Source organism: Streptomyces sp. NBC_00286 (assembly GCF_036173125.1).
Taxonomy (GTDB): Bacteria; Actinomycetota; Actinomycetes; order Streptomycetales; family Streptomycetaceae; genus Streptomyces.
In genome coordinates, this window is sequence record NZ_CP108054.1 from 1,469,678 (window position 1) to 1,486,121 (window position 16,444).

At 69.6% G+C, this 16,444-nt stretch carries 15 protein-coding genes; 11 read left to right on the plus strand and 4 right to left on the minus strand.

Going from position 1 to position 16,444, the window contains the following annotated elements:
• Positions 1-127: 127 nt before the first annotated feature.
• Both OHT21_RS06770 and OHT21_RS06775 read right to left on the minus strand, forming a co-directional pair.
• Positions 128-2,797 carry a discoidin domain-containing protein gene (locus OHT21_RS06770; protein WP_328767337.1) on the minus strand — a complete coding sequence of 890 codons (2,670 nt, stop codon included), beginning with the start codon at positions 2,795-2,797 and terminating at the stop codon, positions 128-130.
• 248 nt (positions 2,798-3,045) lie between these two features.
• Positions 3,046-4,212, minus strand: a complete 1,167-nt coding sequence (locus tag OHT21_RS06775) for an alpha-hydroxy-acid oxidizing protein (RefSeq protein WP_328767338.1) — start codon at positions 4,210-4,212, stop codon at positions 3,046-3,048.
• Between the two features lie 392 nt (positions 4,213-4,604).
• Between OHT21_RS06775 and OHT21_RS06780 the strand changes: the two genes are divergently transcribed.
• The 6 genes from OHT21_RS06780 (at position 4,605) to OHT21_RS06805 (ending at position 10,703) form a co-directional block, all read left to right on the plus strand.
• Positions 4,605-5,954, plus strand: coding sequence for an ABC transporter substrate-binding protein (locus tag OHT21_RS06780; RefSeq protein ID WP_328767339.1), 1,350 nt, complete (start codon positions 4,605-4,607; stop codon positions 5,952-5,954).
• A gap of 86 nt (positions 5,955-6,040) precedes the next feature.
• Complete coding sequence (locus OHT21_RS06785; RefSeq protein ID WP_328767340.1) at positions 6,041-7,003, plus strand: carbohydrate ABC transporter permease; 963 nt, start codon at positions 6,041-6,043, stop codon at positions 7,001-7,003.
• Entirely contained in the window at positions 7,000-7,881 is an 882-nt protein-coding gene (locus OHT21_RS06790) for a carbohydrate ABC transporter permease (protein WP_328767341.1), read from the plus strand. The genes OHT21_RS06785 and OHT21_RS06790 overlap by 4 nt, the downstream gene beginning before the upstream one ends.
• A gap of 106 nt (positions 7,882-7,987) precedes the next feature.
• Positions 7,988-9,022 carry a zinc-dependent alcohol dehydrogenase gene (locus tag OHT21_RS06795; RefSeq protein WP_328767342.1) on the plus strand — a complete coding sequence of 345 codons (1,035 nt, stop codon included), beginning with the start codon at positions 7,988-7,990 and terminating at the stop codon, positions 9,020-9,022.
• Between the two features lie 131 nt (positions 9,023-9,153).
• Positions 9,154-9,963, plus strand: a complete 810-nt coding sequence (locus OHT21_RS06800; RefSeq protein WP_328767343.1) for a DeoR/GlpR family DNA-binding transcription regulator — start codon at positions 9,154-9,156, stop codon at positions 9,961-9,963.
• A complete protein-coding gene (locus OHT21_RS06805; RefSeq protein WP_328767344.1) occupies positions 9,960-10,703 on the plus strand; it encodes an HAD family hydrolase in 744 nt (247 codons plus the stop codon). The genes OHT21_RS06800 and OHT21_RS06805 overlap by 4 nt, the downstream gene beginning before the upstream one ends.
• 33 nt (positions 10,704-10,736) lie before the next feature.
• On the opposite strand, the gene OHT21_RS06810 is transcribed toward OHT21_RS06805, so the two are convergent.
• On the minus strand, positions 10,737-11,618 hold the full coding sequence (locus OHT21_RS06810; RefSeq protein ID WP_328767345.1) for a helix-turn-helix domain-containing protein: 882 nt from the start codon (positions 11,616-11,618) through the stop codon (positions 10,737-10,739).
• A 170-nt stretch (positions 11,619-11,788) separates the two neighbouring features.
• Between OHT21_RS06810 and OHT21_RS06815 the strand changes: the two genes are divergently transcribed.
• From OHT21_RS06815 to OHT21_RS06835, 5 genes are all read left to right on the plus strand, one after another.
• The gene (locus OHT21_RS06815) at positions 11,789-12,340 is read left to right on the plus strand and encodes a cyclophilin-like fold protein (RefSeq protein ID WP_328767346.1); all 552 of its coding nucleotides are present in this window, start codon (positions 11,789-11,791) and stop codon (positions 12,338-12,340) included.
• Between the two features lie 65 nt (positions 12,341-12,405).
• Positions 12,406-13,173: an SDR family NAD(P)-dependent oxidoreductase gene (locus OHT21_RS06820; RefSeq protein ID WP_328767347.1), complete on the plus strand. Its 768-nt coding sequence runs from the start codon at positions 12,406-12,408 to the stop codon at positions 13,171-13,173.
• Between the two features lie 201 nt (positions 13,174-13,374).
• Positions 13,375-14,445 (plus strand): aromatic ring-hydroxylating dioxygenase subunit alpha, encoded by a 1,071-nt coding sequence (locus OHT21_RS06825; RefSeq protein WP_328767348.1) that lies wholly within the window; start codon positions 13,375-13,377, stop codon positions 14,443-14,445.
• A complete protein-coding gene (locus OHT21_RS06830; RefSeq protein WP_328767349.1) occupies positions 14,442-14,642 on the plus strand; it encodes a hypothetical protein in 201 nt (66 codons plus the stop codon). Before OHT21_RS06825 ends, OHT21_RS06830 begins: the two co-directional genes overlap by 4 nt.
• Positions 14,639-15,583 (plus strand): PDR/VanB family oxidoreductase, encoded by a 945-nt coding sequence (locus OHT21_RS06835; protein ID WP_328767350.1) that lies wholly within the window; start codon positions 14,639-14,641, stop codon positions 15,581-15,583. The genes OHT21_RS06830 and OHT21_RS06835 overlap by 4 nt, the downstream gene beginning before the upstream one ends.
• Here the strand turns inward: OHT21_RS06835 and OHT21_RS06840 are convergent.
• Positions 15,534-16,358 carry an IclR family transcriptional regulator domain-containing protein gene (locus tag OHT21_RS06840; protein WP_328767351.1) on the minus strand — a complete coding sequence of 275 codons (825 nt, stop codon included), beginning with the start codon at positions 16,356-16,358 and terminating at the stop codon, positions 15,534-15,536. The genes OHT21_RS06835 and OHT21_RS06840 overlap by 50 nt on opposite strands.
• Positions 16,359-16,444 lie beyond the last annotated feature (86 nt).

The following is a 16,444-nucleotide window of genomic DNA, read 5'->3' on the forward strand; positions in this document are numbered from 1 at the left end:
CCAAGAGCACCGAAGGTCAGGGAAGGCCCAGTGGCGCATGCGTGACAGGAAGCGGTACGCGTGACGAACACGCCAAGCCGGGCGGCGGGACCCGAATTCCCGTCGCCCGGCCGCACGTTCGCGGGGGTCAGCGTCTGATGGTCAGCCAGTCCAGTGCGGCGACCTGCCGTTCGCCCCGCGCCACGAGGTAGACGTCGTGCGTGCCCGTGACCTTGCGCTTCAGCGGCACCGACTGCTCCAGCCAGTCGCCGGTGCCCTTGATGGGCAGCACCGCGGCGAGCGGACCGTCCGGAGAGCCCAGGCGGAGCTCGAGCGAGCAGTTGCGCGCGCAGGAGGAGGCGCGACGTACAGTCAGCCGGCTACCGTCGACGTTCACCTTGCGGTAGCCCACCCAGTCGCCGGAACCGAGGACGCCGGTGGCAGCGGTGCCGCGCTTCACGCCCCGTACCGCCGTGGCCTTTTCGGCGTGCAGCGTCGAAGTGGCGTCGGGCCCTTCGCCGTACAGCCGGATGTCATTGGCGACCCACGGCACCGGTCCGCTCTCGGTGAGCGTGATCTTGATGTAGCGGGAGGTGGTCTGGCGGGGGAACACGGCGTCCTGTGTGAAGGAGCGGCCCGAGACCCGTGCGAGCGGCTCGCCCCAATTCTTGCCGTCGCGGCTGACCGAGACGGAGAAGCCGTACGGCTGACCGCTGGTGTCGCGGCCCGCGTCGAGCGAGAGGCGGCCGAAGGTCTTGGCCTCACCGAGGTCCACGGTCAGATACTGACCCGGCGCCTGTGAACTGGCCGCCGTCCAGCGGGTGTTGATGTCCCCGTCGGTGACGGCGGAGGCATCGGTGCCGTCGCTCCCGGTGGCGGTCCAGGTTCCGTGCCGCACTCGCTGCTGACAGCCCGGCAGATTGCAGCCGGTCGACCAGATCGGCTCGCCGTACTCGTACGCGCCCTGGTCGGGAGCCGCGCCCCGGATGCCGGTGGTGACTCCGTCGACCGTCTCGCCGGCGTCGATGGCGGGCGAGCCCTGCCTCAGCCACAACTCGCCGTTGACGGCGTCCGTGTATCCGGGCTGGTCGCTGATCAGGTTGGAGCGGACCACGGGCAGCGGGTCGCCGGTCTGGCTGACGCTGATCGGCATCGGCCCGATGATGTTGCTGATGTACGTACCGGAGGCGTCCGTCGCGCCGCTCAGCCGCACCGAGTTGCCGTCGATGCCCACGCCGTAGCTGGAGTTGTGGTCACGGTTGGCGATGCTCGGGCCGGTGTGGCCGTTGAAGAAGGTGCCGCGGGCGCCGGTGTTCCAGGCGACGTTGTGGTGCAGCAGGAAGTGGCCGGAGTAGTTGTCGACGTAGTAGCCGACCTGGCCGTCCGCGTCGTGCGAGGTGTTGTGGTCGATGGAGCTGCCGGAGCCGTTGAGGCTGCAGCAGACGTAGAAGGGCGAGCCGTCGCGTGAGGTGCGCATCGCTTCGGACATGTCGTTGTAGGCGATGCGGTTGTCGTGGTACTCGGTGCCGTTGAGCTGCCAGGCGGTGTCGATGGCGGCCCGTCCGGTGCGGCGGATCGTGTTGTGGGTGACGGTGTGTCCGTTGCCGTTGATCTCGATGCCGGGCGTGTAGCTGCCCATCCAGCCGACGTCGTGGATGTAGTTGTTGGTGACGGTGTTGCCGGTGCCGCGCACCAGGACTCCGTCTCCCGCGGACTGCGAAATCTCGCTGTTCTTGAGGGTGTTGCCGGTGCCGAGGAGCTGCACGCCCGAGTCCAGGATCCGGGAGGCGACGATATGGCCTTCGAAGGGCTCGACCGCGAGGTCGCTGTCGGGCGGCATGGGGAGCGTGGAGAACTCGGAGATGTACTCGGCGCGCAGGCGGTCGACGGTGACTCCCGTACTGTCGTTGCCCGTTCGCAGCGAGGTGCCGAAGAGATTCAGACCGCGGACGGTGACGTACGAGCTGTCGCTCAGGTCGACGCCCCAGAGCCGGTGCTTGGCGGTCACCGTGTGCCCGGCCATACCGTCCTTCGGCGGCACCATGTAGAGCCGGTGCGCGGACTCGTCGTAGTACCACTCCCCCGGCTGGTCCAGAGCGGCCTTCGAGCCCACGAGGTAGTAGTTGCGGTAGTTCTGGTTGCCCATGCACAGCGGCGGACAGCGGTAATTGCCGCCCTTGAAGTCCAGCTTGCCGGGCGCGTTGGCGGTGACGGTGCCGGTCTGCTGGGCCCAGGGGTTGGAGCCTGCCCACAGGTGCACGGTCGCGCCGGTCCAGTCGGCGTCGGGCAGGTCGGTGTCGTCGATGTGCTGGTCGGTGGAGGTGGCGTCCGCCTCGGCCCAGGTGATGTTCAGCGGGTCGGCTCCGGAGTTGGGCCAACGGCCTTCTGCGGCACGCTCGTTGTCCAGGAACACCGCGTTGAAGTCGGGGTCGGGCGGAAGCTCGGTGTCGGCGGCGACCAGTCCGCCGCCGGCGTCCCGCCACCCGGTCACGGGCTCGGTCCCGTCGACGGTCACCGGGCCGTCGCCGTACGCGGCGATGGTGACCGGGGCGTCCTTGGTGCCGGACGGGGGTGTGACCTGTTCCCGGTAGGTACCGCGGTGGATGAGGCAGGTGTCGCCGGGGCGGACGCGGGAGAGGCAGGCGCCGATGGTGCGCAGCGGCCGGGCAGCGGTACCGCTCGCGGTGTCGGCGCCGGCGGGGGCGACGTGGTACGTGCGTCCGGGCGCGGCCGTGTCCGCGACAGCGGTCGGTGAGGGCAGCACGAGCAGTACGGCTAAGGCGGCGAGGAGGGACAGCTGTCTGAGCGCGGTTCTCATGAACTGCCTCCGGGGGTGGGGGGTTCGGAGTGGCTCACACCGAGCGCGATGGCTGCGCCGGATTCGCGAGGTGTGGTCGCGACGGAAACGTAGAAGATTCATCCGATGACGTCAACGGTTCGGACCGTATCGAGCCTGGGTAGGCGACGCACCTTGGCCGAAATTGCCGGGTGGGTAGGCACCTCGGCATTCGCCGACCCCGAGACCCTTCACGATAGATCCGATGTATTGGCGGCGAGCGTCTCGTCTCACATGACGCGCTGGAGGGCCTCCGGAGTGAGGTCGCCGAGCGTGGGATAGCCGTCGACGCCCATGATCAGATCGGCTTCGGCGAGCAGTGAGCGCAGTACGTGGACGATGCCGGCGGTGCCGCCGAGGGCGAGGCCGTAGGCGTAGGGCCGGCCGATGCCGACGGCGGTGGCACCGAGGGCGATGGCCTTGACTATGTCGGCCCCGCTGCGAACGCCGGAGTCGAACAGGACCGGCAATCCGTCGGCGGCCTCGACGACGGCGGGCAGTACCTGCAGGGCAGGGAGGCCGCCGTTGGACTGCCGGCCGCCGTGGTTGGAGACGTAGATGCCGTCCACACCACCATCCTTGGCGCGCCGGGCGTCCTCTGGGTGACAGATGCCCTTGACGATCAGTGGCAGGTCGGTGAGTGAGCGGAGCCACGGCAGGTCGTCCCAAGTCAGGGGGTGGCCGAAGACCTGGACCCACTGCAGGACGGCCGCTTGGGGATCCTCCTCCGGCGTACGGGTCAGCCGGGAACGGAAGACCGGGTCGGAGGTGTAGTTCGACAGGCAATGCCCGCGCAGCTGGGGGAAGTTGCCGCTCGCGAGATCGCGCGGACGCCAGCCAGGGACCCAGGTGTCGAGGGTGACGACGATGCCCTTGAACCCGGCCGCCTCGGCCCTGCGGACGAGGCTTTCCGCCAGGTCCCGATCCTTCGGCGTATACAGCTGGAACAAGCCCGGCGTGTCGCCGAGATCGGGGACGACCTGCTCCATGGGGTCGACGGAAAGGGTGGAGGCGACCATGGGCACTCCGGTGCGGGCGGCGGCCCGTGCGGTGGCCAGGTCGCCGTGCCCGTCCTGGGCGCACAACCCGATGACCCCGACCGGGGCCATGAACACCGGTGACGGCCAGGTCATCCCGAAGAGCTCCACCGACAGGTCACGCTCGGCAGCACCGACGAACATCCTCGGGATGAGCCCCCAGCGCTCGAAAGCCTCGACGTTGGCCCGCTGCGTCCGCTCATCCCCGGCGCCTCCGGCGACGTACGACCACACCGAGGACGACATCGCGGCCTGAGCCTTCGCCTCCAACTCCCCATGGCTCATAGGGAAAGGCGACAGCTCCCCCACCAGTCCGTTGAGGTAGATCTCGTCCTGGTAGGAGCCGAACGTCTGCTTCATGGGTTGCCCTTCACATCGCGTGGGTCAGCAGGGTGACGTGCTCGTGCCAGGTTGTCCGACCCGCAGCCGAAGGTCAGGAGATCGCGGGAATTCCGCACGCGGACCACGGCCACACCCTCGCCACCGATGCTCGCGAACGATAGATCCACATAATTTTTCTCGCACTATGTGTTAACAACGGCCTCATCTCCTGCTAATAATTCCTGGCATCGATACCGCGCCCCACACCCCAGGGCCGCACCCACCCCCTTCTTGGCCGGGCTTCCGTCGAGGTCGCAACGAGGCTCACCCCTATGAGCCGCCGTTCCGCACCCGTGCCGCGCGGAGCCCTCCACGCGAGCCCCTGCCCCTACGCCGTTTTCCGCTCCACCCGTACGAGAGGCCCCCGACACATGCGCTCGACCAGATACGCCCTCATCGCCGGCGCCGCCGCCACCGCCCTCCTCGCCACCTCCTGTTCCGGAGCCGGAGCCGGCGGCTCCTCCGCCGGAGGGGACAGCATCAACGTGCTGATGGTCGGCAACCCGCAGATGGAGGACATCGCGAAGCTGACGAAGGACAGCTTCACCAAGGACACCGGCATCAAGGTCAACTTCACGGTGCTGCCCGAGAACGAGCTGCGCGACAAGGTCACCCAGGACATCGCCACCCAGGCCGGTCAGTACGACGTGGCCACCATCGGCGCGTACGAGGTGCCCATCTGGGAGAAGAACGGCTGGCTGACCGAGCTCGGCTCGTACGCCGACAAGGACAAGAACTTCGACAAGGCCGACCTGCTCAAGCCCATGGTCCAGTCGCTGTCCGGCTCGGACGGCAAGCTCTACGGCCTGCCGTTCTACGGCGAGTCGTCGTTCCTGATGTACCGCAAGGACGTCTTCGCCGAGAAGGGCCTGACGATGCCCGAGCGCCCGACCTGGCAGCAGGTCGCCGACCTCGCCGCCAAGGCCGACGGAGCCCAGCCGGGGATGAAGGGGATCTGTCTGCGCGGCCTGCCGGGCTGGGGCGAGCTCGGCGCGCCGCTGACCAGCATGGTCAACACCTTCGGCGGCACCTGGTTCACCAAGGACTGGAAGGCCCAGGTCAATACCGGCGGCTTCAAGGACGCCACCAAGTTCTACGTCGACCTGGTGCGCAAGCACGGTGAGGCGGGGGCGCCGCAGGCCGGGTTCACCGAGTGCCTCAACGGGATGAGCCAGGGCAAGGTCGCCATGTGGTACGACGCCACCAGCGCGGCCGGGTCCCTGGAGGACCCGAAGAGCAGCAAGGCCGCCGGCAAGATCGGTTACGCGTACGCGCCGACGATGAAGACCGACAGCAGTGGCTGGTTGTGGGCCTGGGCGTGGGCGATGCCGAAGACGACCAAGAAGGCCGACGCCGCCTCGAAGTTCATGCTGTGGGCGTCCAGCAAGGAGTACGAGCAGCTCGTCGGCGAGAAGCTGGGCTGGCCGCGGGTGCCCGCCGGGAAGCGGGCCAGCACCTATGAGATCCCTGCGTACAAGAAGGCTTCCGCCTCCTTCGGTGACATCACACTGAAGTCCATCCAGCAGGCCGACCCGGCCAACCCGGGCACGCAGCCGCGGCCCACCGTGGGCATCCAGTTCGTCGCCATCCCCGAGTTCCAGGACCTCGGCACCAAGGTGACCCAGGAGATCTCCGCCGCGATCGCCGGCAAGACCAGCGTGGACAAGGCGCTCAACGACGGCCAGAAGCTCGCCGAGGACGTCGCCAAGAACTACAAGTGAGCCGCCCCGCTCCGGCCGGCCACCCGGTCGGCCGGGGCGCCGTCCCCGCACGCCCCCATCCGCCGACCGCGGAGGAAAGCACGCCCATGACCACGCTCACCGAGCTCCCCAAGCCGACCACACGGCCACCCGTCCGCCGGACGAAGCCCACGACCCTCAGCAAATGGCGCCGTCGCTTCCCGCTGCTGCCCGCGCTGATCTTCACGATCGTCGTCACGCAACTGCCGTTCGTGGCCACACTCGTGATCTCCACCTTCCAGTGGAACATCCTGCGACCGGACGAGCGCCGCTTCACCGGCCTGTCCAACTACACGCTCGTCTTCACCGACGACCGGCTGCGCCACGCGGTCCTCAACACAGGCGTCCTCACCGCGTCCGTCGTCGTGCTCAGCGTGCTCCTCGGCCTCGGTCTGGCCCTGCTGCTCGACCGCCGCTTCCGCGGCCGGGGCCTGGCGCGCACCCTGCTCATCGCCCCGTTCCTGGTGATGCCGGTCGCCGCCGCGCTGCTGTGGAAGCACGCGATCTACAACCCCGACTACGGGCTCCTCAACGGCACCCTCAACGCCGTATACCGCCTGTTCGGAGCGGACAACGGCCCCACCGTCGACTGGATCTCCACCTTCCCCATGCCGGCCCTGGTGATCGCGCTGGTATGGCAGTGGACGCCGTTCATGATGCTCATCCTGCTGGCCGGTCTGCAGGCCCAGCCCGGTGACGTCCTGGAGGCCGCCCGGGTCGACGGGGCCTCAGCCGTGCAGACCTTCCGGCACATCACGCTGCCGCACCTGCGGCAGTACATCGAGCTCGGGATCGTGCTCGGCTCGATCTTCGTGGTACAGACCTTCGACGCGGTCTTCACCATCACTCAGGGCGGGCCCGGCTCCCAGACCACCAACCTGCCCTACGAGATCTACCTGACCATGTTCCGCAAGTTCGAGTACGGCCAGGCCGCGGCCGCCGGCGTCGTCGTGGTGATCGGCTCGATCGTCATCGCCACCTTCGCCCTGCGCGTCGTCGCCTCCCTGTTCCGTGAGGAGACGTCCCGATGAGCGCCCAGGCAACCGCGACCGTCGTACGACGTCCCCGCCGTCGGAAGCGGGACGACGACCCCGGACTGGCCCCGCGTCTGTCGCCCCTGTGGACCTTCGTCGCCTGGCTGGCCACCCTGGCCTTCTTCGCGCCGGTGGCCTGGATGGTGCTCACCGCCTTCCATCAGGAGGCCGACGCGGCGACCAACCCGCCCAGCCTCCTCGCCCCGCTCACCCTGGACCAGTTCTCGCTCCTGCTGGAGCGGGACATCACCCCGTACCTGCTCAACTCGGCCATGGCGAGCGTCTTTTCCACCCTGCTGGTCCTCGCCCTGGCGGTCCCGGCGGCGTACGCGCTGTCCATCAAGCCGGTCGAGAAGTGGACGGATGTGATGTTCTTCTTCCTGTCCACGAAGTTCCTGCCGCTCATCGCCGCGCTGCTGCCGATCTACATGATCGTCAAGGACATCGGCATGCTGGACAACATCTGGACGCTCGTCCTGCTGTACACCGCGATGAACCTGCCGATCGCCGTGTGGATGATGCGCTCGTTCCTCGCCGAGGTCCCCAAGGAGATCCTGGAGGCCGCCGAGGTCGACGGCGCCGGGCTGCCCACCGTGCTGCTGCGGGTCGTCGCGCCGGTCGCCATGCCGGGACTCGCCGCCACCTCGCTGATCTGCTTCATCTTCAGCTGGAACGAGTTCATGTTCGCGGTCAACCTCACCGCGACCCAGGCATCCCCCGCACCCGTGTTCCTCGTCGGCTTCATCACCAACGAGGGCCTGTTCCTGGCCCGGTTGTGCGCGGCGGCCACGCTGGTCTCCCTGCCGGTCCTCATCGCCGGTTTCGCCGCCCAGGACAAACTCGTACGCGGACTGTCCCTGGGAGCGGTCAAGTGACGGCCGGCGCCCCGGACTTCATCGCCACCGCCATCCAGGACGCCCCCGGCGCGACCGGCATCTTCACCGTCGCCTGAACGCCCCCGACCGAACGGACCCCTCCCCCATGACCGACCAGATCCGCCGCGTCCTCGTCCGCTCCCTCGCCGACATCACCATCGAGCATGTGCCCGCCCCCGTCCCCGGCGACGACGAACTCCTGGTGCACACCACGGTCGTCGGCGTGTGCGGCTCCGACACCCATGCCGCGACCGGCCACCACCCCTTCATCGACCTGCCCTACCGCCCCGGCCACGAGGCGGTCGGCGTCGTCGCCGAGGCGGGGAAGGGGGCCGAGGACTTCGCCCCCGGCGACCGGGTGATCATCGAACCGAACCTGTACTGCGGCCGGTGCGCCCAGTGCCGCTCCGGCCGCTACAACATCTGCCGGGAACTGAAGGTTTTCGGCTGTCAGACACCCGGCGCCATGGGCGACCTGTTCACCATCCCGGCCGACCGCGTCCACCGTGTCCCCGACGGCATGACCGACCTCCAGGCCGCCCTCGTCGAGCCGCTGGCCACCCCCGTGCACGCCGTGGCCAAGGTCGGCGACCTCACGGGCCATACGGTCGTCGTCCTCGGCGCCGGCCCCATCGGCCTGCTCACGCTCATCGCCGCCCGGCACGCGGGCGCCACCCGCATCGTCGTCACCGACCTGTTGGAGGCCAAGCGCGCCAGGGCGCTGCGCCTCGGCGCCGACGCGGCCCTGCCCGCCGACGCCCCCGGCCTGATCGACGAGGCCCACGCGGCGCTCGACGGCCCGGCCGACGTCGTCTTCGACTGCGTGGCCCGCGAGCAGTCCATGGCGCAGGCCATCGATCTGGTGACCAAGGGCGGCCAGATCGTGGTGGTGGGCGTGGGTTCCGCCGGTCCCACCCCGGTCCGCCTGGACCTGATCCAGGACCGGGAGATCCGCATCGAGGGCACCTTGATGTACACCGCCGAGGACTACCGCGCCGCCATGTCCCTCATCACCTCGGGCGCCGTCGACATCGCCGAGATCGTCACCGCCACCTACCCGCTCGAGGACGCCGCCAAGGCGTTCGCCGCCTCCGTCGACCCGGAGCAGGTCAAGGTGCTGGTCACCGTGGACGGCCCGTAGGTGTGCATGCCATGCGTACGACGTTGCCGGCGCCCATGCTCCCCCTGGCAGCCGAGGACCGGACGGCCCCCGGCTGCCGGCGGCCCGTGTGCGAAACTGCGAGACCGGAGTCACCCGGAAGGAGGGGCGCAGTGACCGCCCGTACGCGACCGTCGCAGGCCGCCGTCGAGGAGCGTCGGCAGGCCGTCCTGCGCCACGTCGCCGAGCACGGCGAGACCCGCATCGACGATCTCGCCCGGCACTTCGACGTCAGCCTGATGACGATGCACCGGGACCTGGACGACCTCGCCGGGCGCCACCTGTTGCGCAAGGAGCGTGGACGCGCCGTCCCCTTCCCCGCCCTCACCATGGAGACCGCGACCCGCTTCCGGGAACACAGCGCCCTCGACGCCAAGCACGCCCTGTGCGCGGCCGTCGCCGACCGGATCAGGCCCGGCAGCACCCTGCTCATGGACGACTCGACCACGCTCTTCCCGCTGGTCCCGGCGCTGGCCCGGCTGGACCAGCTGCACGTCGTCACCAACTCCGTCGGCCTGGCACAGCGCCTCGGCTCCGCACCCGGCGTGAGCATCACCCTGCTCGGCGGGCGCTACCACGGCGACTTCAACTCCTGCACCGGTCCCGCCGTCACCCGCGCCCTGTCCCAACTCCGCGCCGACCTGGCCCTGATGTCCGCCACCGCCGTCCTGGAAGGCCGCCTCTTCCACCCGCTGAACGACTACGTCGAGGTCAAGCTGGCCATGCTCGCCTCCGCCGAACAGGCCCTGCTCCTGGTGGACCATTCCAAGTTCGGCAAGACCGCCACGTACGCCTATGGCACCGCGGCCGACTACCACACCGTGATCACCGACACCGGCACCCCCGAACCAGAGCTCGCGGCCCTCCGAGACCTCGGAGTCCCCGTCGAGACCGTCACCCCCGAAGAGCAGCCCCTCCCGTGATTCAGACCCTGTTCGAAACGCCCAGCGCCTACCGCCCCACCGACGCCGAGATGGCCGCACCCGTGCCGCCGGTCGAGGCCGTGCTGTTCGACTTCAGCAACACCATCTTCCAGATGATCGACCTGGAGTCGTGGCTGCGGCGCGTAGGCGCCGCCTCCGGCCGCCTCGCCCGACTGAACGAGCCCGGCGCCCTGACCGAGATCTCCCAACAGCTGCGCACCGCTTTCCAGTTGCCCACCGTCGTCGCCCTCCAGCAGGGCCGGGACCTCTCCCGCGAACAGCACCGCCGCGCCATGCACGGCTGGTGGGAGCGGGTGGACTTCCTGCGCGGCGCGGAGGAGGCGGCCTACCGGGAACTGACCGCGCCGGACGCCTGGATCCCGTACCCCGACACCGAACCGGTGCTGCGCGCCCTGCGCGACCGCGGTCTGCGCATCGGCATCGTCAGCGACTTCGCCTGGGACCTGCGCACCCACCTCACCCACCACGGCCTGGAGTCCCTGTTCGACACCTGCGTCATCTCCTACGAGCAGGGCCGCGAGAAGCCCGATCCGCAGCTGTTCCTGAAGGCGTGCGCCGACCTCGGCGCCGACCCCCGCGCCACGCTCATGGTCGGCGACAACCCCGTACGTGACGGCGGCGCGACCGCCTGCGGCCTGCGGACGTACATCCTCCCGGCCGAGCACCGCACCGGGGACCGCGGCCTGGCGGACACGCTCCGGCTGGTGGCCTCGCGCTGACCGCAAGCGCTTCTTCGCTACGTGCAGCAATGGTCAGCGAGGGGCAGAAGAGGCCGCCATGTTCTGATCGGCGGCCCAGGAGGCGAGGATGCGCAGCCGCTCGTGGGTGGGAGAACCGGGGGCGGCGGTCCAGACGGTGAGGTGCTGGTCGGGGTCGGTGTTGGCGGTGAGGGTGTCCCAGTCCAGTACGAGTTCTCCGACGACCGGATGGTTGAGGGTCTTGGTGCCCACGGTGCGGGCCACGACCTTGTGTTCGCCCCACCACTGGGCGAACTGCTGGTCCCGCGTGGACAGTTCACCGACCAGCTCGATCAGCCGCGGCTCCTGGGGATACTTCGCCGCCTCCATCCGCAGCTGTGCCACGGCGATCTGCGCCGAGCCCTTCCAGTCCGCGTACAGGCTGCGCATCGCCGGATCGGTGAAGATGAGCCGCGGGTAGTTGCGGTGCTTCTCCGGGATACGGGAGAAGTCGGTGACCAGCGCGGCCGCCAGCGCGTTCCACGCCAGGATGTCGCCGCGCCGTCCCTGCACGATGGCCGGGGTCGCGGTGAGATCGTCCAGCACGCGTTGCAGTTGTGGCTGAACCTTCTGCCTGCCCTGGCGGCGGGGGCGGGTGGTGATCTTGCCCGCGAGCTGGAAGAGATAGCCGCGCTCGTCGTCGTCGAGGTGCAGTACGCGGGCGAGGGTGTCCAGCACGGGAGCGGACGCCTGCATACGGCCCTGTTCGAGCCGGGTGTAGTAGTCCGTGCTGATCGAGGCGAGCTGGGCGACCTCCTCGCGGCGCAGCCCGGCAACCCGGCGGGGTCCGCCCGTCTCCGGCAGCCCGACCGTGCGCGGGCTCAGCTCCGAGCGGCGCTTCTTGAGGAATTCTCCCAGCTCATTGAGGGGGACATTGCTGGTCATGCTTCCCAGCATTCCATCGATCGCACCCGGGGAAGAGGGGAGAGTTTCCTCCCAGGATGTATCTCTCCCGGGATGGATCCCTCCGCTTTTCGTGCCTGCGCTCGCGGGCGAGGCTGGATTTCCAGCGGCCGTTCCCGGGTCCCGGTTGCGGTTCCCACCCTCGTACAGAAGGAAGCACCACCGTGGCCACTTTCGCATGGGTCGGCGTCGGCTCCGTCCTCGCCCGCGCCGCCGCAACCGCCGCGCTGCTGCTCACCGCGACCGCCTGCACCCAGGACTCTTCCCCGTCCTCGGCACCTCCGGAGCAGACGACGGCGTCCTCCGCTCCCGAGCGGGCAGCGACCGCCCCCGCCCCGTCCACCGCCTCCGGCAGGAACGCCATGAACATCCGGATCACCATCGACGGCACCCCGGTCGAGGTCACCCTCAACGACAGCGCTACCGCCCGGGACTTGGCCGACCAGCTCCCCCTCGAACTGACCCTCACCGACTTCCACCAGGCCGAGAAGATCGCCGACCTGTCCCGCCCCCTGTCCACCTCCGGCGCCCCGCAAGGCGCCGACCCCCGCGTCGGCGACCTCGCCTACTACGCGCCCTGGGGCCAGCTCGTCACGTACTACCGCGACGCCCCCTACGCCGACGGCCTGATCATCCTGGGCCACCTGCCCGACAGTGCCACCGAGCAGCTGGCCGCCGCGGACGAGGTCCCGGTCACCATCGAGCCCGCATCCTGAATCGAACCCGCTCCCTGATCTGCCGCAATCTGTCGCATCACCGAGCCGACCGCGAAGGACGCACGATGAAACCCGCCTACGACTTCACCGGCCACGTAGCCCTCGTCACCGGAGCCGGCTCCGGCATGGGCCTGGCCACCGCCCGCGCCTTCGCCGAGTCCGGGGCCGCCGTCGCCCTCACCGACATCGACGAAGCCGCCCTGAACGCAGCCGCGAAGGAGCTCAGCGGCGCGGGCCACCGAGTCCTCGCCCTCACCTGCGACGTCAGCGACGAGGAGCAGGTCGCCGCCGCGGTCGACCGTACGGTCGAGACCTTCGGCCGACTCGACATGGCCTACAACAACGCCGGCATCCAGATCCCGGCCAGCGACGCCGCCGAGGAGCCCGCCGAGCGGTTCGACCGCGTCAACGCCATCAACCTGCGCGGCGTATGGGCCTGTATGAAGCATGAGCTGCGGCACATGCGCGCCCAGGGCGGCGGCGCCATCGTCAACTGCTCCTCGCTCGGCGGCCTGGTCGGCCTCCCCGGCCGCGCCTCGTACCACGCCTCCAAGCATGGAGTGATCGGCCTGACCACCAGTACGGCCCTCGAGTACGCCCCGCGCGGCATCCGCGTCAACGCCGTCTGCCCCGGCACCGTCAACACGCCCATGGTCAGCGACATGATCGCCAAGGGCGAGCTCGACCTCGCCGAGGCCGAGGCCAACCAGCCGATCAACCGGCTCGGTACCGCCGAGGAGATCGCCCAGGCCGTCCTGTGGCTGTGCAGCCCCGGAGCCAGCTTCGTCGTCGGCGTCGCCCTCCCCGTCGACGGCGGCTACGTCGCCCGCTGAGGCGACCCGTCACCGAGCGGGCGCCGACTCCACCGGCGTCGGGCCCCGAGGCATATGCGACCAGCGTCCTGACCAGCCCTTTCACGGAACCACTTCCGCCTGACAGAAGCCGCCTTGCGCGCCTACCGTGGCCATCACGACTCTGAGTCCAACCACGGCACGCGGGGCGACGGCGCCCCGCCGACAGGGACGGGACCGCCCATGCCTCATATAACCGCTTTCGCCAGGAACCAGTGGTACGTCGCCGCCTATTCCGAGGAGGTCAGCCGCGAACTGCTCGGCCGTACGATCCTCGGTGAGCCGCTCGTCTTCTATCGCACCGAGGAGGACGGGACGCCCGTCGTCCTGCACGACCGGTGTGTGCACCGCCGCTACCCGCTGTCCGAGGCCCCGACCCGGCTCGACGGCGACAAGATCGTGTGCGGCTACCACGGCTTCACGTACGACACCACCGGCACCTGTGTGTACGTGCCCGGGCAGAAGCGGGTGCCGCGGACCGCGCGCGTCGCCTCGTACCCCGTCGTCGAGCAGGACTCCCTGATCTGGGTCTGGATCGGCGATCCGGCCCTCGCCGACCCGCAGACCATCCCGCGGGCGAAGCACCTCGACTCCCCCGGCTGGACCACCGTCCGCGGCATGGAGCCGATCGACGCCGACTACGGGCTCCTCGTCGACAACCTCCTCGACCTCTCCCACGAGACGTACCTGCACGGCGGGTACATCGGCACCCCTGAGGTCGCCGAGACGCCGATCACCACCGAGGTCGACGAGGGTGCGGGCATCGTGCGGGTGAGCCGGCACATGGACGACGCCGAATGCCCGCCGTTCTACGCCAAGTCGACGGGTATCGAGGGCCGGATCAACCGCTGGCAGGACATCGAGTACCACGCGCCGTGCCTGTACCTGCTGCACAGCCGCGTCGCCCCGGTCGGCGTGCTGCCCGAGGCGGACGGCAGCGACCCGGGCGGCTTCCACACCGAGGTCACGTACTGCATCACGCCGTCCGGCGACGGCAAGGTGTACGACTTCTGGGCGGTCTCGCGCGACTGGGCGACTGAAGACGACGAGGTCACGGAGTTCCTGGCGGGCAACAACCGCACGGTCGTCATGCAGGACGTCACCGCCCTCAACCTGCTGCAGAAGACCCTCGGCACCGAGCGCCACGGCTACCAGGAGCTGAGCATCAACATCGACACCGGCGGCCTGGCCGCCCGCCGTATCCTCGCCCGGCTGGTCGAGGAGGGCGACAAGCCCATGGAGAAGGTGCAGTGAGCAGTCCCACCGGCGAGATCTACCGCATCGACTGGCTCCCGGGCACCGACGTCCTGCACGGCACCTGCCACTGCGGCGCCGAGCAGACCGCCCAGGACCCGATCGCGATGTGGGAGTGGATGCTCGGCCACCCCGAAGGCCACGCCCCTCAGGGCAAGGCCTCCCCAGCCAACGCCTCGCAAGGAAACGGCTCATGACCCCGTACGAAGCCGAACTCGTCGTCGACCGCCGGGAGACGGCGGCCGACGGCGTGCTCGCCCTCAGCCTCCGCCATCCGCTGGGCGAGGAACTCCCCGCCTGGGAGCCGGGCGCGCACATCGATGTGCTGCTCGCCCCTGACCTGGAGCGGCAGTACTCGCTGTGCGGCGACCCCGCCGACCGGCACGTCTGGCGGATCGCGGTGCTCCGCGAGCCCGACGGACGCGGCGGATCCGCCCATGTGCACGAGCAGTTGACGGCGGGCGACAAGGTCCGCGTACGCGGCCCGCGCAATCACTTCGCCCTGGCCGACGCCCCCCGCTACCGCTTCATCGCCGGCGGCATCGGCATCACCCCGATCCTGCCGATGCTGGCCGCGGCCGAGGCGGCGGGCTCCGAGTGGACGCTGCTGTACGGCGGACGCACCCGCGACTCCATGGCGTTCACCGAGGAGTTGGCGCGGTACGGCGACAAGGTACGGATCTCACCGCAGGACGAGACGGGACTGCTGGACCTGGACACGGCTCTCGCCGATCCGGACGGGGACACGCTCGTCTACTGCTGTGGCCCCGGCCCGTTGCTTGACGCGGTCGAGGAGCGGTGCGGGGTGTGGCCGAAGGGGGCGCTGCATGTCGAGCGCTTCGAGCCGAAGGCCCAAGAGACAGGCGAGAACACCGAGTTCGAGGTGGTGCTCGAGCGGTCGGGCCACACCCTGACCGTCCCCGCGGACGTCTCCGTGCTCGACACCGTACGGGCCGCCGGCGTCGAGGTGCTCTACTCCTGTACCGAGGGCACCTGCGGCACCTGCGAGACCGACGTCATCGAGGGCACCCCCGACCACCGTGACTCCGTCCTCACCGACGAGGAGCGGGAAGCCGGCGAGACCATGCTCATCTGTGTGTCCCGGTGTGCCGGGAAGCGTCTCGTGCTGGACCTGTGAGCCCGGTGACCCGCAGGTCGGCCTCGATCCGGGCGACCGTGGCCAGCAGCGGAGGCAGCAGATCGCGGCGTACGGACTCGACCGAGTTACGGGCGGCGTGCACGGGCACGTTGACCGCCGCCACGACCTCGCCGTCCCGGTCACGCACCGGGACGGCGACCGAACGCAGCCCCTCCTCCAGTTCCTGGTCGACGATCGCGTACCCCTGACGTCGTACCCGGCGCAGTTCCGCGCGCAGCGCTCCGGCCGAGGCGAGCGTGCGGGCGGTCAGCGGGCGCAGATCGGCGCGGGACAGCCGGGCGTCGATCTCCTCGTCGGGCAGATGCGCCAGGATCACCCGGCCGACCGACGTCACATGCGCCGGGAAGCGGGTGCCGACGGTGATCGTCGCGGTCATGATGCGCCGCGTGGGAACCCGGGCGACGTACACGATGTCGTCGCCGTCGAGGACGCACAGGGACGACGACTCCCGTATCTGCGCGACGAGTTGCTCCAGATGGGGCTCGGCGATCTCCGGCAGGGTGAAACTGGACAGGTACGAGTAGCCGAGTTCCAGGACGCGCGGGGTGAGCCGGAACATCCGCCCGTCCGTGTGGACGTAACCCAGGTCGACGAGCGTGAGCAGGAAGCGGCGGGCGGCGGCGCGGGTCAGTTCGCAGGAGCGGGCCACGTCGCTCAGGGTCAGTTCCGGATGTTCGGCGTCGAAGGCGCGGATGACCGCGAGGCCGCGCTCGAAGGACTGCACGAAGTGCGGGGCGCGGGCTTCAGCGGGCATGATCGCCTCCACGAGGACGCACGGGCGTGCGTTCTGTACGCACGAGGGTGCGCTGTGCGCACGCTAGGAGCACGCTTCGGCAACTG